Origin of the sequence: Mucilaginibacter sp., assembly GCF_025362475.1 — a bacterium.
In the GTDB taxonomy this organism is placed as follows: Bacteria; Bacteroidota; Bacteroidia; order Sphingobacteriales; family Sphingobacteriaceae; genus Mucilaginibacter.
Window position 1 is genome coordinate 1 of sequence record NZ_JANYGH010000050.1, and the last position, 18338, is coordinate 18338.

17 protein-coding genes are annotated in these 18338 nt (G+C 41.1%); 8 read left to right on the forward strand and 9 right to left on the reverse strand.

The annotated features are described in order from the left end of the window. Nucleotides 1–568: 568 nt before the first annotated feature. The 7 genes from Q0R88_RS16290 to Q0R88_RS16320 all read right to left on the reverse strand — a co-directional run bounded on the left by Q0R88_RS16290 (nucleotide 569) and on the right by Q0R88_RS16320 (nucleotide 8784). Complete coding sequence (locus tag Q0R88_RS16290) at nucleotides 569–1126, reverse strand: DUF4199 domain-containing protein (RefSeq protein ID WP_295718014.1); 558 nt, start codon at nucleotides 1124–1126, stop codon at nucleotides 569–571. A 172-nt stretch (nucleotides 1127–1298) separates the two neighbouring features. Beyond that, nucleotides 1299–1895: a DUF4199 domain-containing protein gene (locus Q0R88_RS16295; protein ID WP_295718015.1), complete on the reverse strand. Its 597-nt coding sequence runs from the start codon at nucleotides 1893–1895 to the stop codon at nucleotides 1299–1301. A 26-nt stretch (nucleotides 1896–1921) separates the two neighbouring features. Further along, nucleotides 1922–2590: a hypothetical protein gene (locus tag Q0R88_RS16300; RefSeq protein ID WP_295718016.1), complete on the reverse strand. Its 669-nt coding sequence runs from the start codon at nucleotides 2588–2590 to the stop codon at nucleotides 1922–1924. 6 nt (nucleotides 2591–2596) lie between these two features. Next, entirely contained in the window at nucleotides 2597–3847 is a 1251-nt protein-coding gene (locus Q0R88_RS16305) for a dihydroorotase (protein ID WP_295718018.1), read from the reverse strand. Between the two features lie 27 nt (nucleotides 3848–3874). Beyond that, a complete protein-coding gene (locus Q0R88_RS16310; protein WP_295718019.1) occupies nucleotides 3875–5923 on the reverse strand; it encodes a BatA domain-containing protein in 2049 nt (682 codons plus the stop codon). A gap of 203 nt (nucleotides 5924–6126) precedes the next feature. Beyond that, nucleotides 6127–7545 (reverse strand): alpha-L-fucosidase, encoded by a 1419-nt coding sequence (locus tag Q0R88_RS16315; protein WP_295718023.1) that lies wholly within the window; start codon nucleotides 7543–7545, stop codon nucleotides 6127–6129. Nucleotides 7546–7671: 126 nt separating this feature from the next. Then, nucleotides 7672–8784: a twin-arginine translocation signal domain-containing protein gene (locus Q0R88_RS16320; protein ID WP_295718025.1), complete on the reverse strand. Its 1113-nt coding sequence runs from the start codon at nucleotides 8782–8784 to the stop codon at nucleotides 7672–7674. A 201-nt stretch (nucleotides 8785–8985) separates the two neighbouring features. On the opposite strand from Q0R88_RS16320, the gene Q0R88_RS16325 reads away from it, so the two are divergent. The 3 genes from Q0R88_RS16325 (at nucleotide 8986) to Q0R88_RS16335 (ending at nucleotide 11879) form a co-directional block, all read left to right on the forward strand. Continuing rightward, entirely contained in the window at nucleotides 8986–10374 is a 1389-nt protein-coding gene (locus tag Q0R88_RS16325) for an ATP-binding protein (protein WP_295718028.1), read from the forward strand. 84 nt (nucleotides 10375–10458) lie between these two features. Beyond that, nucleotides 10459–10836 carry a response regulator gene (locus Q0R88_RS16330; protein ID WP_295718029.1) on the forward strand — a complete coding sequence of 126 codons (378 nt, stop codon included), beginning with the start codon at nucleotides 10459–10461 and terminating at the stop codon, nucleotides 10834–10836. Beyond that, nucleotides 10836–11879 (forward strand): adenylate/guanylate cyclase domain-containing response regulator, encoded by a 1044-nt coding sequence (locus Q0R88_RS16335; RefSeq protein WP_295718031.1) that lies wholly within the window; start codon nucleotides 10836–10838, stop codon nucleotides 11877–11879. Before Q0R88_RS16330 ends, Q0R88_RS16335 begins: the two co-directional genes overlap by 1 nt. 88 nt (nucleotides 11880–11967) lie before the next feature. Here the strand turns inward: Q0R88_RS16335 and Q0R88_RS16340 are convergent, their stop codons facing one another. Beyond that, complete coding sequence (locus Q0R88_RS16340; protein ID WP_295718033.1) at nucleotides 11968–12846, reverse strand: YitT family protein; 879 nt, start codon at nucleotides 12844–12846, stop codon at nucleotides 11968–11970. Continuing rightward, entirely contained in the window at nucleotides 12839–13435 is a 597-nt protein-coding gene (locus Q0R88_RS16345) for an HD domain-containing protein (protein ID WP_295718036.1), read from the reverse strand. Before Q0R88_RS16345 ends, Q0R88_RS16340 begins: the two co-directional genes overlap by 8 nt. A gap of 128 nt (nucleotides 13436–13563) precedes the next feature. Here Q0R88_RS16345 and Q0R88_RS16350 point away from each other — a divergent pair, with 128 nt between their 5' ends. The 5 genes from Q0R88_RS16350 (at nucleotide 13564) to Q0R88_RS16370 (ending at nucleotide 18327) form a co-directional block, all read left to right on the forward strand. Next, entirely contained in the window at nucleotides 13564–14271 is a 708-nt protein-coding gene (locus tag Q0R88_RS16350) for an SDR family oxidoreductase (protein ID WP_295718037.1), read from the forward strand. Nucleotide 14272: 1 nt separating this feature from the next. Continuing rightward, nucleotides 14273–15334 (forward strand): oxygenase MpaB family protein, encoded by a 1062-nt coding sequence (locus Q0R88_RS16355; RefSeq protein WP_295718038.1) that lies wholly within the window; start codon nucleotides 14273–14275, stop codon nucleotides 15332–15334. Between the two features lie 119 nt (nucleotides 15335–15453). Continuing rightward, complete coding sequence (locus Q0R88_RS16360; RefSeq protein WP_295718040.1) at nucleotides 15454–16134, forward strand: winged helix DNA-binding protein; 681 nt, start codon at nucleotides 15454–15456, stop codon at nucleotides 16132–16134. Nucleotides 16135–16200: 66 nt separating this feature from the next. Then, nucleotides 16201–17046, forward strand: coding sequence for a 4-hydroxy-3-methylbut-2-enyl diphosphate reductase (locus Q0R88_RS16365; protein WP_295718042.1), 846 nt, complete (start codon nucleotides 16201–16203; stop codon nucleotides 17044–17046). A gap of 42 nt (nucleotides 17047–17088) precedes the next feature. Further along, on the forward strand, nucleotides 17089–18327 hold the full coding sequence (locus tag Q0R88_RS16370) for a dicarboxylate/amino acid:cation symporter (protein ID WP_295718043.1): 1239 nt from the start codon (nucleotides 17089–17091) through the stop codon (nucleotides 18325–18327). The last annotated feature ends 11 nt before the right edge of the window (nucleotides 18328–18338 follow it).

Consider the following 18338-nt stretch of genomic DNA (forward strand, 5'->3'; position numbering starts at 1 on the left):
ATGGCATGTCGGCGAAACCCCTCCCTGCCATTGCGCGCATTTGCAGCCGCACCCCTCCCGTTGGGAGGGAATAAAAAAACCGTTAACAAATATTCCTTATCCCAGCAGTTTGTGTCCCCACAAATTGCTGCTACCAAATTAATCGTGCGAAGCAGTTTGTGAGGACACAAACAGCAGGAAAAGGGTTAAATCAGGCGTTCAATACCGCTGTAGATGGCATGTCGGCGAAACCCCTCCCTGCCATTGCGCGCATTTGCAGCCGCACCCCTCCCGTTGGGAGGGAATAAAAAAACCGTTAACAAATATTCCTTATCCCCACAGTTTGTGTCCCCACAAACTGCTGCTACCAAATTAATCGTGCAGGCTGTTTGTGAGGACACAAACAGCGGGAAAAGGAATTAAATCAGGCGTTCAAATACAGCTGTAGATAGCATGCCAGCGAAACCTCTCCATGCCATTGCGCGCATTGCAGCTGCCCCCCTGCCGTTGGGAGGGAATAAAAAAAGCCGTTAACAAAAAGGCCCAATCTTATCAGAAAGGGCCTGTAATATTATAAGGTTAATTTGCTTTAAACAGCTGGATCAATTGGTGTTGAATCATCATAACCGGCTACATCAAATGGTGAACGCTCTTTTTTAAATATGGCTGCACCTATAAGCGCTATAACAGCGCCTATAATTGCCGAAATGAAAACAGCGCCTACAGCGCCAAACACCGCGAAATATTTACGCGTGATGTTCATGGCAGAATCTATCTGTTCCTGCGACATGTTTTTTGCTTCCAGTTGAGCCTGTGTAGAGGAGATCATTTTTTCAACCATTTCCGGGCTCAATATGGCGTAGTACACATAGGTAAATATTGCGGTTAATACGCCGGTAAAAACGGAATATAAAAAACCCGATAAAAAGCCTTCTCCAAAGGTTAAATAACCATCCAGTTTGTCCCTATACTCCTTTTGTGTTAAAAACAGAAAGGCTATAAAAGGCAGAAAATTAAGGTATTTAACAGATGAATTAGGATCTACATTAAGAAACTGAAATGCATAAGTTATGATTATTGACGTAACCAGGCTGATTAATGCCCACTTGATTGCGGGTTGTGATGGACTTGCTTTTTTTGCTGTCATGATTTTAGGTTGTTTATTGAACTAAATTAACTAATATTTCATAAATCAGCTATATCACCAGATGTTTATTTATGTAAGCCTGTGAACAATACACACTTAAGCCATCTTTATAAAAAAAACAGGCCTTTTCTTTTCAGAAAAGGCCTGTAAGATCGAGCTGTAAAAGCTTATGTTATACCGATGGACCATCAACCAGCGGACTTTGCGCCTGTCCCTCGTTCTTATAAAAAGCGGCGAAGATGATTGATAACACAAATAAAAATATGATGCTAACAGCAAACGTCTGAATTTGCTGACCAATGGTGATGTTTCTTTCACCTTCAAATGCCTTACGCATCTCGGCTATTTTTAAATCTGCTTCTTTTGCATTTTGCGGGCTGCTTTCCTTTAATTTATTAAGTGCATTAAGCATTGCCGTTTCTGTTTTATGAACCATATTGGGCTCAATAACTTTTGCAAACAACTGGTCTTTTACGATATACACCATGAGGTACGATGCAAAAAACATAATAAAGATACCTGTAGTAGCTTGCCTTAAATTCCAAAAACCACCAACGCGCTTCTTAAGATAATTACAAAATAAAATTGATATCCCAATGGGCAGTACGTATGAAAACAATACCGAACCAATGGTTATGGAAACTGCCGATTTTGCGATCAAAATTATAAAGTAAAAATAAAGGATGCTTGTTACAGATAGTATGCCACCTAATACCAAACCATTAATAAGCCCTTGTCTTTTTATCTTTCTACCAATCTCTTCATTCATGTTACGTTAATTAATGGGTGTAAAGCTTATTGAAAATTAACCAATATCTCTAACACAGCCATATCAAAATCCTTTTCCAAAGCGTTTTCGGCTATGATAGCTTTTGCTTCGGGTGATGGATCAACGTTCTGGAAAAAGCACATCATCGGGTAAAACAGTTCCGCAAGTTCAGAATCCTCGGGTAAGCTGTTTGCTACATTAGCAATTTCTTCAACCGGGCTTTCCATCAGGATCTGGTTAGAGATAACAGGCTCGTAAATGCGGTATTCATCCTGAAACTCGTCTTCATCAACCAATAAAAACTCTTTAAGGTAATCTTCCAACTCGGGCTCAATATCTTCGTCTTCGCACTCATTCAGGTACAATAACAGGTTCAGCAGCTCGGTACCACGGTCAAGCGTTTGCTCTTCAATATCTTCCCACTCCGGGGTATCCAGGTAATCTTCTTCCAGTTTCTTTACATCGGCACTAAAGAAGTTGATCATCAATAAATCAAAAAACACTTCTCTAAGTACCTCAACCTGGGGGTTATTATCAAATACCGCATCCAAAGCATCTACCTTGGTTAAAAAATCTTCGTCTGATGAGAAAACATCACCAAAATCACCGGTTAGTCCTACAGCATCAAAGCTATTATATTTAGAAAAAGCCTCTAAGGCTGCCTGGAAGGCTGTTTCTATTTTTGGATCAATCATTTTTTTCTATTTAAGTAATTGTTGATTATTATAAGTTAACAGCACTTTCCCCTTTAAGTTCTGCCCCATAAAGGGAGAGTTTTTTGATTTTGAAAGGTTGCTTTTGCTATTATATTCCCATGTGGCATCCACATCAAAAAGCACGATGTTGGCTTTTTCTCCTTCGGCGATAACGGCTACCTCTACGCCTAAAATTTCCCGTGGATTGATGGATAGCTTCTCCACCAACAGCTCAACCGGTAATCCCGATTGCAGGGCCAGCGCTAACGTTGTCTGGAAGCCGGTGATACCATACTCGGCCACTTCAAACTCCACATCTTTAAACTCAATTTCGTGCGGGGTGTGCTGCGATACAATGGCATCAATTGTGCCATCTTTTAAGCCTTTTATAAGCGCCTTTACATCATCTTTGGTACGCAGTGGGGGCTTAACCTTATATTGACTATCGAAACCCAGCAGGGCCTCGTCAGTAAGTACCAGGTGGTGGGCGGCAACATCGCAGGTAACTTCCAATCCTTTACGTTTTGCCTCCCGGATAAGCTCGACAGAGCGAACGGTTGATATAGTGCTGAAATGTATTTTTGATACGGTGTATTCGGCCAGGTAAAGATCCCGGGCAATCATCAGTTCTTCGGCCAGCGAAGGAATGCCTTTCATACCCAGCAACGTGCTGATCTCGCCCTCGTTTACCTTTGCTTTTCCCGCAATTGCGGTATCCTCAGGGTACGAGAAAACCAAGGCGTCAAACCCTTGGGCATACAACAGGGCACGTTCCATAAGGCCGGCATCCTGTACAGGCCGGTTACCATCAGTAAATGCCTTGGCGCCGCTTAAGTACATATCATACATTTCGGCAAGATCTTTACCCTCACGTTTGTGCGATATGGTACCCAAAGGATACACATCTACCAGGTTACCCTTTGCGCGGTTAAGCAAGTATTCAATTTCGGCTTTGGAATGTACGGGAGGTACTGTATTCGGCATCATTGCCACACCGGTAAAGCCACCGGCTGCGGCAGCCTGGGTACCTGTACGCATATCCTCCTTGGTTTCCAGCCCTAATTCGCCAATATTGCAATTAAGGTCAAAAAAACCGGGCGATACATATTTACCTTCGGCCTCAACCAGCTCGGCATCGGCTTCTATGTCGTCGCCAATGCGGGTAATAACGCCGTTTTCAATTAAAATATCGGCAACTTGTTGATGAAAGGGTGATCCGGGATCAAGGATAGTGGCAGATTTGATAAGCAAATTCATTAGCACTGCTTTAAGGATTTTTGTTGATTAAACCGGTTGCTTTACAGCCTGCATATCGGGTTTAAAATACCTGATGAGCAAAATTTCGGCAGCCAGAAAAATCAATGCCAAAATTATACAAAGTTTCCATAATTGTGTACCTAAATTTGTTTCGGCAACAATACCTTTTAAAGAAGCATTACCACCTGTAATTAAGGTGGTTGCCTTTGGCACGATTTCTTTTAATACAGATGGGCTGAGGTAACTCATGTCAGATTCGCTCCTGTTATCATTAAAAGCCAGCGTAGCTACTGTGCTATCCTGCTTTTTTAAAGTGTAAATTCCGGGTTGGTGCAACTGGTCTGATACATAGATCAGCGTACTCCCCTCCTGCTGCCGCACATCGGGAATGCTGCTTTGATCGCCTTTGCTTAGTTTGAGTAATTGTTTCCCGGTGATCTGTACAGGCGCTATCTCTAAAGTTTCGTCCTTCCCCAACGTGTAAAACAGCGGCAGATCATCCCCGCTTAATAAAGCGATCCTGAACAATACAGGCACAAAAAGCGCGTGGCGTGGCAGGTTGCTAAAATCTTCATTAAGCGGCACGGCAGATAAGTAAACTTTGCCCCGGCCGCTGTTATAGCCGGCTAAAAAAGGATCACCACCGGCTAAAGTCATCAGGTTATCTGGATTGCCTTGTGCAGTACTTAACTGAAAATATTTCTTAACCGTGGGCAAATCCGGATTTGCGGGAAAGTTCTCGAACACATTTTTAAATACCCGACTTTGGCGGTTAAGGCCGGATACTTTTCCCGGTTCGGTAATAAGTTTCACGGGATATGCAGCATTCATCGCCTGCAGAAACGAGCGATAGTTTGTCAATTGGGCATCGGCCGACGGAAAAACAATCAAAATACCACCTTTGGATACATAGTTTTTTAATTGTTGCGCCAATCCGGAAGATATGGCTTTAATATCGCTTAAAACAATTAATGGGTAGCTGTTTAATGCTGCGTAATCAACATTACCGTCGGGTGTGCGCTGAGCTTTAAAAAACGGATCGGCCGCAAAAACAGCCTTAAGAAATGGATCTGGAGTTCCTCCATCTATCAGCAAAACGGGCATCTGCTGTGCAACGTTAAAACTAAAGTAAAATTTGTTATCAAATGTGATTGGGTTATCCTGCAGTTGCACTTCGCCCTGTTGCCAGCCAGCCTGCAAGCCCATAAAGGATAATGTATCGTTTTGTTTTGATCGTGCCGCAATGGTATAACTGCCTAAAGCTTTTTGTGCGCCGTTGATCAGTACTTTAAGCGGGATTTTCTGCGCCTTTTCATCGGCATAGTTATGCAACTGAATAACCAATTTCTCGCTTTCGCCGGGCCGATGTATGGCGCTTAACAACCAAACAGAATCAACAGCTACATTAGGAAGGTTACCGGCTTTAAGTTGAATTAAACTAAAGGCAATACCACTATCGGTTTTTAATGGCTTATCTGCCATGTTTTTTTGCAGATCGGAGATGATATAGGCCGATCTTGTTGCGCCGGGCTGCATTTTTAATAAACTCTGTTGCCTGCTGATGATCTGTTGAAGCGTCCGGCTTTGAGGGCTGATCTTTACCTGGTCGACGGCATCATTAAATTCATCACGACTTAGCAAGCGTTGGTGCCGCCCTTCAAAATCCTGCGTAAGCAATTGGAAACGATCATTTATATTATAGGCAGATGCTATTTCCCTGGCCTTTTGCTTGGCATCATCAAGTAAGGAGCCCTCCCGGTTGAGGGTTTGCATGGAGTATGAGTTATCTACAAAAACACTCACAGCGTTTTGCCTGCCTGCGTTTACCGAGTTTTGGGCGGGAATAAAAGGCCGGGCGAACGCGAAAACCAAAAAGGCCAATGCCAGTAACCTGGAAGCAAGGATGAGCCGCTCCTTTAAATTTCTGCGGGATGATTGCTGCTCCTGGATCTCTTTTAAAAACTGAACATTGCTGAAATTAACCTTTTGAAACTTACGAAAGTTGAATAAATGAATAATGACAGGAATGGCCAACGTAACTAATGCAAATAAAAAGGCCGGGTAGATGAAATGCATATGTGCGGATTTCAGATGTCAGATGTGCAAATATGCAGATTTCGGGAGCCAAACGTGCAAATTTCACCCATCAGATGTGCAAATTATTATAAAGGTTAAAAAACAATAGCCTCATTTTTTTAAAATGAGGCTATTGTTTTTTAGGTGGTGAGTATTTGACTACTCATGACATCTGCACATCTGTAATTTGCACATCTGCACATCTATTTCGTTTCGTTATAAACACCAAATTCTGTAATGCTTGGCGCATCATTATATGTTTGGATAGACATGCGCACTTTATCTCCCTTTACCTGGTTAAAGCGGTTAACTTTAACACGGCTAAGGTTTTCGCCCTCAAAAATTGTTTTCCAGGTAGTGCCATCAAGGTACTCCAGTTTGTATTTTTTAATGTTGGCTTTACGTTCAAAAATCACCACGGTATTAAATGGCTGCCCTGGTTTTAAGGTAACCTCATACCATGGGCTTTTTACCCTTGGGTTTGATTGCCATGATGATTCAAAATCATCGTCGTTGGCAAAATCCATAATATTTGAGTCATCGCTCCAGCTTGAATTAGCCGGTACACGTTTAGCCAGGTTATGCGATATAATAGGAGGACCTGTTTCGCCCAATTTAGCCACCGGACCTTCATTTTTCCATAACTGGCCTATTTGCTTTAAACCTGCAAGCGCATTATCATCAAATAAGCCATCACTGTTTGGCGCCACATTAAGTATAAAGTTACAGCTGGCATTATTAAGGGGGATCAATACATCATTTACCAGCTTGGTTACATCACGTATTGGGGTTGTAGGGAAATCAGTTTTCCAGAACCAATTGGCTTGAATTGGCAAACAAGCCAATGCCGGCATTTTGTTGGTTTCTTTTGATACCCGCTGACCAGCACCCATTTCATAGGTTTTAATATCTGTATAGTATAAACCTTCTGCCGGGTATTTGGCGCCATTAAGATCCATCAATAAGCAGTTTGGCTGTATTGATTTTACCAGCTTATAAATTTCCTCAAACGGCACATCATCATAAGAAATTCTTGACCATGGGGCATCCCATCCATCAATTATAAGTGCCTCTATCTGACCATAGTTGGTAAGCAACTCTGTAATTTGCTTTTTAACCATGTCAATATGCTTTGGCTGGATCATGTTTGGGCGTAAACGGTGGTGCGTATCCAAAATTGAATAATACAACATCACCTTTAAACCCTGATCCCGGAATGCTTTGGTGTATTCCTTTACCACATCCCTTTTCAGCGGACTATGCATCACGTTATAATCGGTAGTTTTGGTATCCCAGATACAAAAACCGCTATGGTGCTTAGTGGTAAGGCAACCATAAGTCATATTTGCTGACTTTGCAGCTTTTGCCCATTGTACACAATCCAGTTTTGTTGGGTTAAATAAAGATGCAGGTGTTTCCGGGTCAGGCCAATCAGCGTCCTGGTAGGTTGGAATGTTAAAATGGATAAACATTCCAAAGCGCAGGTCTACAAATTTTTGCTGCAATTCTGATAAGGGGAGCGGCGTTTTTGAAACGCTCTGTGCATTTAGGTTGGAGGCACTTAAAATTAAAGCGCACAATAAAAATGAAAGTAGCCTTTGTTTAATTGTATTAATATACATAATTAGTAAAACGTTTTATCGATTTAAATCAATTTGATAAACAGCTAAGTTTATAAAAATTTATCAACCGACATCTATTCATTTTGGCATATTATTCAATGATATTGACAAAGGCCTCCAATCAAATTATACACGTGTTAATTTTACCGGCGCGGTATGGTAGGCATTCCATTGACATACATAAACGTTTTTATCCTCATCAACACAAACATCATGACCATGCTGAAATACCGGGTTTGTAGCCTGCAAGGTGGGCTGTAAAACGCTATTTTTATATACAGGAGCTGATCCGCCGGGATTGGAAACTACTTTGTTATCCTTATCAAGCACGGTTACAAAGCCCGAATAATCAAAACGCTGCCCGGCCGCATTTTTTGACCAGCAAACACCGGCATAAATATTTTGCTCATTCATTACCGCCCGGCAAACATACATTCCCGGCATATCAATGCGTTTGATGAACTTACCATCCATGGTGAACACTTTAAAGCAGTTTTCCTCGCGGGAGGTACAGATCAGTGTGGGGTTATTCTTATCCCGGTTATCTACCGTGATGCCATGCGCGTTAACCAGGTTATGATCTTTATTGGTATTATTATGCCCACCAAAATGACGGATATACTGCCCCTTGCTATCATAATGAATGATATAATCAGATCCGTATCCATCGGCTACATAAATATCACCATTGGGTGCAACAGCCGTTTCGGTGGGTTTAAAAGGCTCATTATCCTTATAAACACCGATGGTACGCGGGTGCCCAATGGCAAAGATCAGCCTGCCATCAATCGTAGTTTTCAATACCTGGCCAGATTGCCCGTAGGAATTACCGGTTTTGTCCTGCGCCCAGCCGCAATCGGTCAGCAGCAGGAAATCTTCGCCACCTTCCTTGCTGATGGTTAAACCATGCCCGCCCGGTAAGGCCGTACCCCAGTAATCCAGCAGCTTGCCCGATTTATCAAACACCAGGATGTTGTTTTGTGTATGATCGCCCAGCATAATCAGGCGGCCCTTACTGTCCTGTACCATCTCATGGCAGTTGGCCAGGGGGTTACTATTTACGCTGATTTTAGCCCATCCCTTATCAACTTTGTAAGTAAAACCACCATGACCTATGGTTTGCACATCGGGTTGCAAATCCTTATGCAGGATTGCAAAACTGTTATTTACCGGCCCGGCAGCTACCAAAGCTGTTGCTATGGCTGATTTTTTTATAAAATCTCTTCTTGAATTTTCCATGGTTTATAATTGTACATACATAATTACAAAGTTTATATGTCTTTTACAAATCTTACAGTAATAAAGCATTTTAAAATGTAACAGATGGCTGTATAAATAATCTATATGTTTATTAAATTCTGTTTAGTGCAAATAAAATATTAGTTTTAAATTGTTTGCTTTACATATATACAAAACATCACAGGTGACACCTAATACTTTATGAGCATTACATTTGAACCACTTATAGCAATTTTAATAGCAACCCAGCTGCGCAAGAAGATAAAGGCCGAAGGCACCAGGCCCGATTTAGCCCAATATATGCTTTATGCCATGTATGCCGCCGTTGCATTGTTATGCCTTGGGTTTACTTTCCATAAAACAACATTAATTCTTTGGCTTGATCACCTCCTGATATTCGGGCTGGTAGCATTACCTTACGCAATAGATGAGTTTAAAAGTAGCCGTAACCTTAGTAATGCTATAATACCCTATGCTATAGCATCTTTTATTTCGGATGTGTTTGAAAAACTTTTCCCTAAGGTTTTTGAAAGCACTGAAGACTTTTTTCAAAGCGCCGTTGCGTTTGCTTTTTTATGGGCCTGTGCTATGTGGTTTATTAATCGTAAGCAAAATAAAGCTCTGGAAGTTGAACGCACCAAACGCCGAAATGAGGAAGAGCAAAACCGCATGATGGCCGCAATGAAAGTAAACCTGGAAAGCCAGGTTAAAGAACGCACGGCCGAGCTTACTCATCAGAAAGAAGAATTGCAGGGCGCCCTGGCCGAACTAAAAAGCACCCAGGCACAACTGGTACAACAGGAAAAGATGGCATCGCTGGGTGAGCTAACTGCCGGTATTGCCCATGAAATTCAAAATCCACTAAACTTTGTAAATAATTTTAGCGAAGTAAGTATTGAGTTACTGGAAGAACTTAAGGACGAAATATTAAGCAAATTGCCCGATGATGTTAAGCAGGAAGCGGACGACATCATGAGCGATATCACCCAAAACCTTACCAAAATAAACCAGCATGGCAAGCGTGCCGATGCCATTGTAAAAGGGATGCTGCAACACTCACGCACTACAACCGGTAAAAAAGAGCCCACGGATGTTAATGCCCTTGCCGACGAATACCTGCGCTTAAGTTACCATGGTCTGCGCGCTAAGGACAAAATGTTTAACGCCGGTATGAAAACCAGTTTCGACGAAAACCTGGGTAAAATAGAGGCTATTCCGCAAGACCTGGGCCGGGTATTGCTCAATCTTTTTAATAACTCCTTTTATTCTGTTGCCGAAAAGAAAAAGCAAAACATACCGGGTTATGAACCTACAGTAAGCGTAGTTACCAAAAAGGTTAAAAACGCGGCAGGCTTAAGCGCCGTTGAGATTACCGTAAGCGACAATGGCACCGGCATCCCTCAAAAAGTGCTGGATAAAATATATCAGCCTTTCTTTACCACCAAACCTACAGGGCAGGGAACAGGGTTAGGCCTATCAATGAGCTATGACATCATTACCAAAGGGCATGGTGGCGAGTTGAAGGTGGAAACAGCCGAAGGGGAGTTTGCCCGGTTTACGATCACCATTCCCGATATAAAAGCCAATTAATAGTATACAATTGGCAAGAATTTCATTTCTTATTAACACCCTATACAATAAACATATAATTTAACTTTGGAATAATATTTACTTATGAAAATACTTGTTGTTGACGATGAGGCCGATGTACAGCCGTTGTTTTTACAACGTTTCCGCAAAGAAATAAAAAGTGGAGAAATTGGGTTTAACTTTGCGCAATCCGGAGAAGAAGCCATGACATTCCTGGCTGTTAACCATTCGGAAGTGGTATTGATCTTATCAGACATCAACATGCCGGGCATGAGCGGTTTAGAGCTTTTGGATAGAATAAGGCATACCTACGAAAAGCCACCGCCGGTGGTGATGATGATAACTGCCTATGGCGATGATGAGAATTACAAACGATCAATGGAATTAGGCGCGAATGATTTTTTGACCAAGCCGCTTGATTTTAATAATTTAAAAGAAAAACTTAAACATATAGAACAATAATGGCCAAGATACTGGTGGTTGATGATGAATCGGATCTGGAATTTTTGATAAAACAAAAATTCAGGAAGAAGATACGCGAAAAGGTTTACGATTTTGTATTTGCCCATAATGGTTTTGAAGCATTAGTTAAACTTGCCGAGGAACCTGATATTGATGTTGTGCTAAGCGACATCAACATGCCCGAAATGGATGGCCTAACCTTGCTCACAAAACTGCCCGAGGCTAACCCTATACTAAAGGCTGTAATGGTATCTGCTTACAGCGATATGGATAATATTCGTACCGCCATGAACCGCGGCGCTTTTGATTTTGTATGTAAACCGGTAAATTTTGATGATTTGGATATCACCATCGAAAAAACCCTGCTACATGTAATTGAGCTCAAAAAAACACTACAGGCCATAAAAGAGAACAACATCCTACGCATGTATGTGGATGAGAATGTTTTAAATTTCATGACCCATAAGGAGTTTGAAGCCAGTCTGCTATCTAACGAATCCATTGATGCCACGGTTATATTTATTGATATATGCGGTTTTACGGCCATATCAGAGCATGTACCCGCCAACACTGTTGTAGGTTTGATAAATAAGCTTTTTGATTTGATGGTGAAAGAAATTATAGCGCAAACCGGCCATATTGATAAGTTTATGGGTGATGCTGTTATGGCGGTTTTCAGAGGCGAGTACCATCTTGACCGCGCTATTGATGCCGCTTTGGCCGTGAGAGAAAAAATGAACGCAGCCGAAGCCGTAATTTATGGCGATAAAACTTTTAAGCCCGAGGTTTCTATTGGTATAAATTCCGGCGAAATGATATCGGGCAATATTGGTTCAGCATCCTTAAAAAGATTGGATTATACTGTAATTGGCGATGCTGTTAACCTGGCCCAACGCCTGCAATCGGTAGCCAAAGCCAACCAGATCATTGTTACCGACGAGGTGTATGAAAAAGCAAAAGAATCGTTCGCTTTCAACAAGATTGGGGAAGTAAACCTGAAAAACAAGTTGAAACCTGTGGAGATTTATGAAGTAGTGAGTTAGTAGCAAGTAGTTAGTATCAAGATAGCTACAGGAAGTGGCCTCTTCATAAAATCTTGATACTTGATACTAACTACTTGATTCCAAAAAATCAATGTTCCCTTACTCGTTTCTTTAAAACTCCGCCGGCTGCTTCTTTAATGCTATTGGTAAATACAAAAGCCTTAGGATCAATACTGTGAACCAGATTTTTTAGTCGGCGTACCTCAAAACGGGTTATTACTGTGAAGATGATATCAACCGGCTGGTGTACATCAAAGCTCCCTTTTAAAAAACCGCGTTCGCCTTTATAAATGGTAATGCCGCGCCCCAGTTCCATTACCAGTTTTTCTTTGATGATCTCGCTTTGGCCGGATATAATGTTTACTGCAGTATATTCCTCTAAACCATCAATAACAAAGCTGATAGTGCGCGAAGCCGTGTAATAAGTTAATATAGAGTACAATGCGGTTGGAAGGCCCAATTCAAAAGCTGCTATTAAAAAGATAATGATATTGATACCTAAAATAATTTCGCTGATGGTAAAGCTGCTACGTTTTAAGGTGTAAAGAGCCAGTATCTCTATACCATCAAGGGCACAGCCACCGCGGATGGAAAGTCCTACTCCTAAGCCCATAAATACGCCGCCAAATATAGATACCAGCAACTTATCGGATGTAATGACAGGGTAAGGCACATATAGCAGGCAAATGCCCAATCCTATAACACAAATAAAGGTTTTAAGCGCGAATGCCCGGTTTACCTGGAACATCCCCATGATGATAAACGGGATATTGGCTGCGATGATGACGAAAGCTATATTAATATGATATAGCTCATGAATAAGCAGGGAAATTCCGGTTACCCCACCATCAAAAAATTGGTTGGGGACCAAAAATCCTTTTAAGGCAAAGCCGCAAAATAAGATCCCAATAACTACGGTAACTACATCCTTAATTATTTCAGGTAAACTATGCTCCGGTTTAGACATGTATATTATTTAAATTTAACGCTTCAATTATTGCTTTCAGGTGCTCTTCCTTGGCAGCCGCCCTTAAATCTACAGCCGTTTTGGTAAAGTAATGATGGCTTCTTAGAAAGCTTACCTGTTGTTTATCCCATTCCTGTTCATTTTGCAGGTGATGTGTTATTACAAGTTCCGAAAATAACCTTTTGCTGAGTATAAAAAAATCATTCCGGCCTAAATAATCCAAATCGGCATCACAAATAATTTCACCCAGTTTATTGCGTGGACTTTGCGGCAGCTTAGTCGCCATAATAATATCACAGATAGTCGCTATTTCATCAGGCGAATAATCAAATTCCGGCAAGTATTCACGCGCAATTTTACAGGAGCTATTTTCATGATCAACATGTCCATACAGAAAACCGGCATCATGAAACAAAGCGGCAGTTAATAACAAAACAGTTTCATTTTCGCTTATCCCCTCACCCAATGCAATTTGTTTTGCCGCTGTGTAAACATCTTCGGCATGTGTAACATTGTGGTAGTAAAAATTGGCAGGGAGTTCCCTTTTTATTTTATCCAGTATAAATTCCCTGGCCTTATCAATCTGCATTTTAATTAAATAGGCCGCTAATATAATAAATTGCCCTGCCAGGAACGGCTGAACGTAGAAAATTTAGGACTAATACAATAATGTATTAATAATTACAATATTAGTATATTTACATACAATAGAGGAATATGGATTTTATAAACAAAAATATTTTAGTAGTTGGCGGCAGTTCAGGTATAGGATTCTCGTTAATTAATTTACTTTCTTTGGCTGGCGCAAAAGTTTATAATGCATCAAGAAATCCAGCAAATAATTGGCCTCAGGGAATAAATCATATAGCACTCGATGTTTTAGGCGACATGAGCATGTTGGCATCTCAACTCCCTGAACAATTGCATGGATTAGTTTACTGTGTTGGCAGCATTACGTTAAAACCATTTTTACGCGTAACTACAGATGATTTTTTAAATGATTACAGGCTTAACGTTATTGGCGCTGCAGGAGTTATTCAGCAAGCGCTTAAATCTCTAAAAGCTGCACCATCATCCATTGTTTTGATAAGTACCGTTGCCGTAAAAACAGGCATGAGCTATCACACCAGTATCACGGCAGCCAAAGGCGGTGTTGAAGGTTTTGCCATATCACTTGCCGCCGAACTTGCACCACAGCTAATCCGTGTTAATGTAATTGCACCATCATTAACTGATACACGCCTTGCACAAAATTTATTAAACACGCCAGAGAAACGGGAAAGTGCAGCCAAAAGACATCCTTTGGGAAAATTTGGCCTACCGGGCGATATTGCATCTGCTATTGCGTTCTTATTATCAGACGAAAGTTCCTGGGTAACCGGACAGGTATTGGGTGTAGATGGCGGTTTGGGTAATTTAAAATAAAATGATCAATAAACTGATAGCCGATAACGCTTTTTTATCGTCGCAACGGCACGTTGGCGATGTGCCTGCCGACGAGTTCATTGCCCGCGTTTTTAATGAAGCCACGCAAAAAAAAGATCTTTACAATTGGCTAAATGAATTAAATAGCAACATGCAATTATCATTACCATCACTTTTTGCGGATGAGCAACTTGTTAAAGATACGTGCCAGCTCCCATTTTGGGCAGATAGTAAATTGATGGCCAAAGGTTCCGCCTTTTTTACCCGCCATGCTACTTTGATCATGAATTTACTTGGGCTACTATCGCTGCCCTATTGCTATGCTGCAGCGGATGGTGCAATGGTATTATATTTATCAGATAAGATACGCAATGATACAGGCAAACGCCTTTATGATACCGCTGAGTTTGTATGGACCGTTATGGCGCCCGGCGCCTTTGAACAAAATGGCAGAGCGTTTGCAGCTATATTAAAAGTAAGGTTGATGCATGCGGCCGCAAGATATTACACCTTAAAATACAATACATGGGATAGTGCGTGGGGCAGTCCAATAAATCAGGAAGATATGGCTGGAACAAATCTTGCCTTTTCATTAATAGTGATGAGGGGACTTCGTAAATTTGGTATTAATATCAGTGAAACCGACAGGCGGGCGTTTTTACACTTGTGGCAAGTTATAGGTTATAAACTGGGTATTAAAACTGAATTATTGCCTGAAAATGGTAAAGAAGCCTATGATCTTGAACAAGCTATAAGGTGGCGGCAATTTAAAGCATCTGAACAGGGTAAGACATTGACAACCTCTTTAACAGATTTTTTTTCCAAACTGAAAAACATCACTCCTCTATCCCATAAAGAAACCATACAACTTATGCGCTATCTACTTGGGGATGACGTTGCTAACCTATTGGATATACCGAAAGGAAACCTACCCGATAGTACTATCCATTTAATGCAGATCACTAATACTTTTAAAGATTTAAAACCGGTTGATAATCTTCATAATACATATCTGGACCTTTATTATCAATTTAAAAAAACAAACTTAACAGGGGCAAAATAATTGCACATTATTAATAAACAAACGTAATTGTATATTTACAAGTTAAAATAACTGCTACTTAAAATAGGCCCAATTATTGGTTTAATATGCTTATTTTAAATACCGGGTAAAATGAAGATATGAAATCGTACGAGCTGGCCCATCAAATGTTGAATTTAATAGAGGAATTTGAAAACCAAAATCCTGGGAAAGATCTTTCGCTACAGAACTTCGCCGGCTTCTTTTTGAACCATGTAACGGAAAGCGTTAAGCCTATAGATTCTTCGGATGTACGATTTGGCGATCAGGAGCCAGAGGCGCAGCAATTGGCTTTTCAAATTGATAATGCCATAGGGCGCTTGGTGGTTTACATGAGCCGGTATGCAAAATTCTACATAAAAAAAGCTTTAGATAAAACACCTTTGCAAACGGCAGAAGACTTTACCTGCCTGGCCATATTACTTACGCACGATAACCTTTTAAAGGGCGAACTCATCAGCCGCAACATTCAGGAAAAAACATCAGGAACAGAAGTAATCAGGCGCTTAATTGCCGCCGAACTGGTGGATCAAACTGATGATGAAAACGATAAACGCAGCAAGCGCATCACTATTACTCAAAAAGGCAGGGAGCTTCTGTACATAGTATTTAACGATATGAATAATGTTGGTAAGATAGTAACAGGCAACCTTAATATGCATGAAAAATTAACATTGCAATTTTTACTGCAAAAACTGGAAGACTTTCATTACGATGTTTATCAAAATAAAAACATCCACTCCAAAACCGACCTGCGAAAATTAGCGGAGGAAAATTCTTAATAGTTCAATACCATTCTAAATTTTATAATTTAATACAATATTGTATATTTGATTAATCGATCAAATATGCTGCATTTACAGGTTAGTATTGATAAAAATTCAGGTTTTTGCTTTGGCGTGATATATGCCATTGATATGGCCGAGCAGATCCTTGCCGAGAAAGATTATTTATATTGTCTTGGCGATATTGTTCATAATGATGAGGAAGTAAAGCGTTTACAGCAATTGGGCCTTATTATTATTGATCATGAAAGATTCAATGAACTACGTAACGAAGAGGTATTGATTAGGGCGCATGGTGAACCTCCTTCAACTTATCAAATCGCACTCAATAACAATTTAAAGTTAATGGATGCCTCTTGCCCGGTGGTACTCAAACTTCAAAATCGTATCAAAAAATCATATGACAGTGGTAAAGAAATATACATTTTTGGCAAAGAACGGCATGCAGAAGTTATTGGTTTGCTTGGACAAACCGGTAACCACGCAATTGTATTTGAAAAATATGACGAACTTAATGCTCATACACTCCCCGCAGAAATAACTTTATATAGCCAAACTACCAAAAGCACTACAGAATTATACCATGTAAAAAATAGGCTTGAATCAAGGGGTATAAAAGTTGATCTCAAAGATACCATCTGCCGCCAGGTTTCTAATCGTGACGAGGAATTGAGAGGTTTTGCCTCGCGTTTTAATGTAGTGCTATTTGTTTCGGGCTCTAAATCATCTAACGGAAAAATGCTGTTCACAGCTTGCAAGGAAGCTAACCCGGCTACTTATTTTGTTTCGAGCCCTGACGATATTGATAATTCATGGTTTAAAGGAAAAGAGCAGGTAGGCATTTGTGGTGCAACATCAACTCCTATGTGGCTTATGGAAAATGTGAGAGACAAATTGCTTAAAATTTAAGTCGCCATACTTTAATGTTTTGCAAACGGCTATATTAGCTACATGAATAGTTGGTTCAAGAGTTACAAGGGCATCATATTTCTTATAGCAGGCATTACGGCGGGAAGTATAGCCGGTTTGTTTTTGGGTGATAAAGTAAACACCATTAAACCCATTGGCGATATTTTTCTCAACCTACTCTTTACAGCGGTTGTTCCGCTGGTTTTCTTTGCTATATCATCTGCTATTGCCGGCCTGGATGCCTCAAATAAACTGGGCAAATTATTGGGCATTACTTCGGTGGTGTTTATATCAACCGTACTTGTAGCCGCTGTTATAACCATTATTGCCATCTGGGTATTCCCGATACATCAACATTTGGTGGCCAGCCCTATCACCGAGGCCATTATTAAAAAGCCAATCGGCGATCAATTAACCAACCTTTTTACCACCAGCGAGTTTTACCAGCTGCTATCCCGTAAAAGCATGCTGGCTATGATCATATTTTCGGTATTGATAGGCTTTGCCACCTTGCGGTCGGGCGAGAAGGGGGCTGCTTTTGGGCGCTTCCTGCATAGTGGCAACGAGGTATTTAAAAATATTTTCATCCTTATTATGAAACTTGGACCAATTGGTTTGGGCGCTTATTTTGCCTACCAGGTTGGCGTATTCGGTCCGCAGTTATTTGGTGGGTATGCCCGTTCCATGGCTTTGTATTATGGCGTGGGAGCATTTTATTTTGTGGTGATATTTAGTCTTTACGCATTTATAGCAGGTGGCGTAGGCGCCGTAAAAAGATACTGGCGCAATAACATCATTCCATCGGCAACAGCGGTTGGTACCTGCAGTAGTATAGCCACCATACCGGCCAACCTTGATGCCGCTAAAAAGATGGGCATATCTGATATTATTGCCAACGTAACCATCCCGCTGGGAGCAACGCTGCATAAAGACGGTTCAAGCATCTCCTCTATTGTAAAAATGGCTGTAGTATTTGCCTTGTTTGGTAAAAGCTTTAACAGCGCCGAAACCATCGGTATTGCCCTGGCCATGACGGTTTTGGTGAGCCTGGTAGAAGGCGGTATCCCCAACGGCGGCTATATTGGAGAATTGCTGTTCATATCGGCCTATGGCTTCCCGCCCGAGGCCCTCCCTCCTGCCATGATCATAGGTACACTGGTTGATCCTATGGCCACATTGCTAAACGCCACAGGTGATACCGTAGCTGCTATGGTGGTTTCCCGCTTTGTAAATGGGAGAAACTGGATGTCATCCATAAGCCCCGGAGAAGAGGAACAATAAATTCGGATTTT

Coding starts and splice junctions, on each gene's coding strand:
- Q0R88_RS16300 (WP_295718016.1), bottom strand. CDS start 2,590: ATGATTGATCCAAAAATAGAAACAGCCTTCCAGGCAGCCTTAGAGGCT.
- Q0R88_RS16315 (WP_295718023.1), bottom strand. CDS start 7,545: ATGTATATTAATACAATTAAACAAAGGCTACTTTCATTTTTATTGTGC.
- Q0R88_RS16345 (WP_295718036.1), bottom strand. CDS start 13,435: ATGCAGATTGATAAGGCCAGGGAATTTATACTGGATAAAATAAAAAGG.
- Q0R88_RS16290 (WP_295718014.1), bottom strand. CDS start 1,126: ATGACAGCAAAAAAAGCAAGTCCATCACAACCCGCAATCAAGTGGGCA.
- Q0R88_RS16350 (WP_295718037.1), top strand. CDS start 13,564: ATGGATTTTATAAACAAAAATATTTTAGTAGTTGGCGGCAGTTCAGGT.
- Q0R88_RS16310 (WP_295718019.1), bottom strand. CDS start 5,923: ATGCATTTCATCTACCCGGCCTTTTTATTTGCATTAGTTACGTTGGCC.
- Q0R88_RS16355 (WP_295718038.1), top strand. CDS start 14,273: ATGATCAATAAACTGATAGCCGATAACGCTTTTTTATCGTCGCAACGG.
- Q0R88_RS16325 (WP_295718028.1), top strand. CDS start 8,986: ATGAGCATTACATTTGAACCACTTATAGCAATTTTAATAGCAACCCAG.
- Q0R88_RS16305 (WP_295718018.1), bottom strand. CDS start 3,847: ATGAATTTGCTTATCAAATCTGCCACTATCCTTGATCCCGGATCACCC.
- Q0R88_RS16360 (WP_295718040.1), top strand. CDS start 15,454: ATGAAATCGTACGAGCTGGCCCATCAAATGTTGAATTTAATAGAGGAA.
- Q0R88_RS16330 (WP_295718029.1), top strand. CDS start 10,459: ATGAAAATACTTGTTGTTGACGATGAGGCCGATGTACAGCCGTTGTTT.
- Q0R88_RS16370 (WP_295718043.1), top strand. CDS start 17,089: ATGAATAGTTGGTTCAAGAGTTACAAGGGCATCATATTTCTTATAGCA.
- Q0R88_RS16335 (WP_295718031.1), top strand. CDS start 10,836: ATGGCCAAGATACTGGTGGTTGATGATGAATCGGATCTGGAATTTTTG.
- Q0R88_RS16340 (WP_295718033.1), bottom strand. CDS start 12,846: ATGTCTAAACCGGAGCATAGTTTACCTGAAATAATTAAGGATGTAGTT.
- Q0R88_RS16365 (WP_295718042.1), top strand. CDS start 16,201: ATGCTGCATTTACAGGTTAGTATTGATAAAAATTCAGGTTTTTGCTTT.
- Q0R88_RS16320 (WP_295718025.1), bottom strand. CDS start 8,784: ATGGAAAATTCAAGAAGAGATTTTATAAAAAAATCAGCCATAGCAACA.
- Q0R88_RS16295 (WP_295718015.1), bottom strand. CDS start 1,895: ATGAATGAAGAGATTGGTAGAAAGATAAAAAGACAAGGGCTTATTAAT.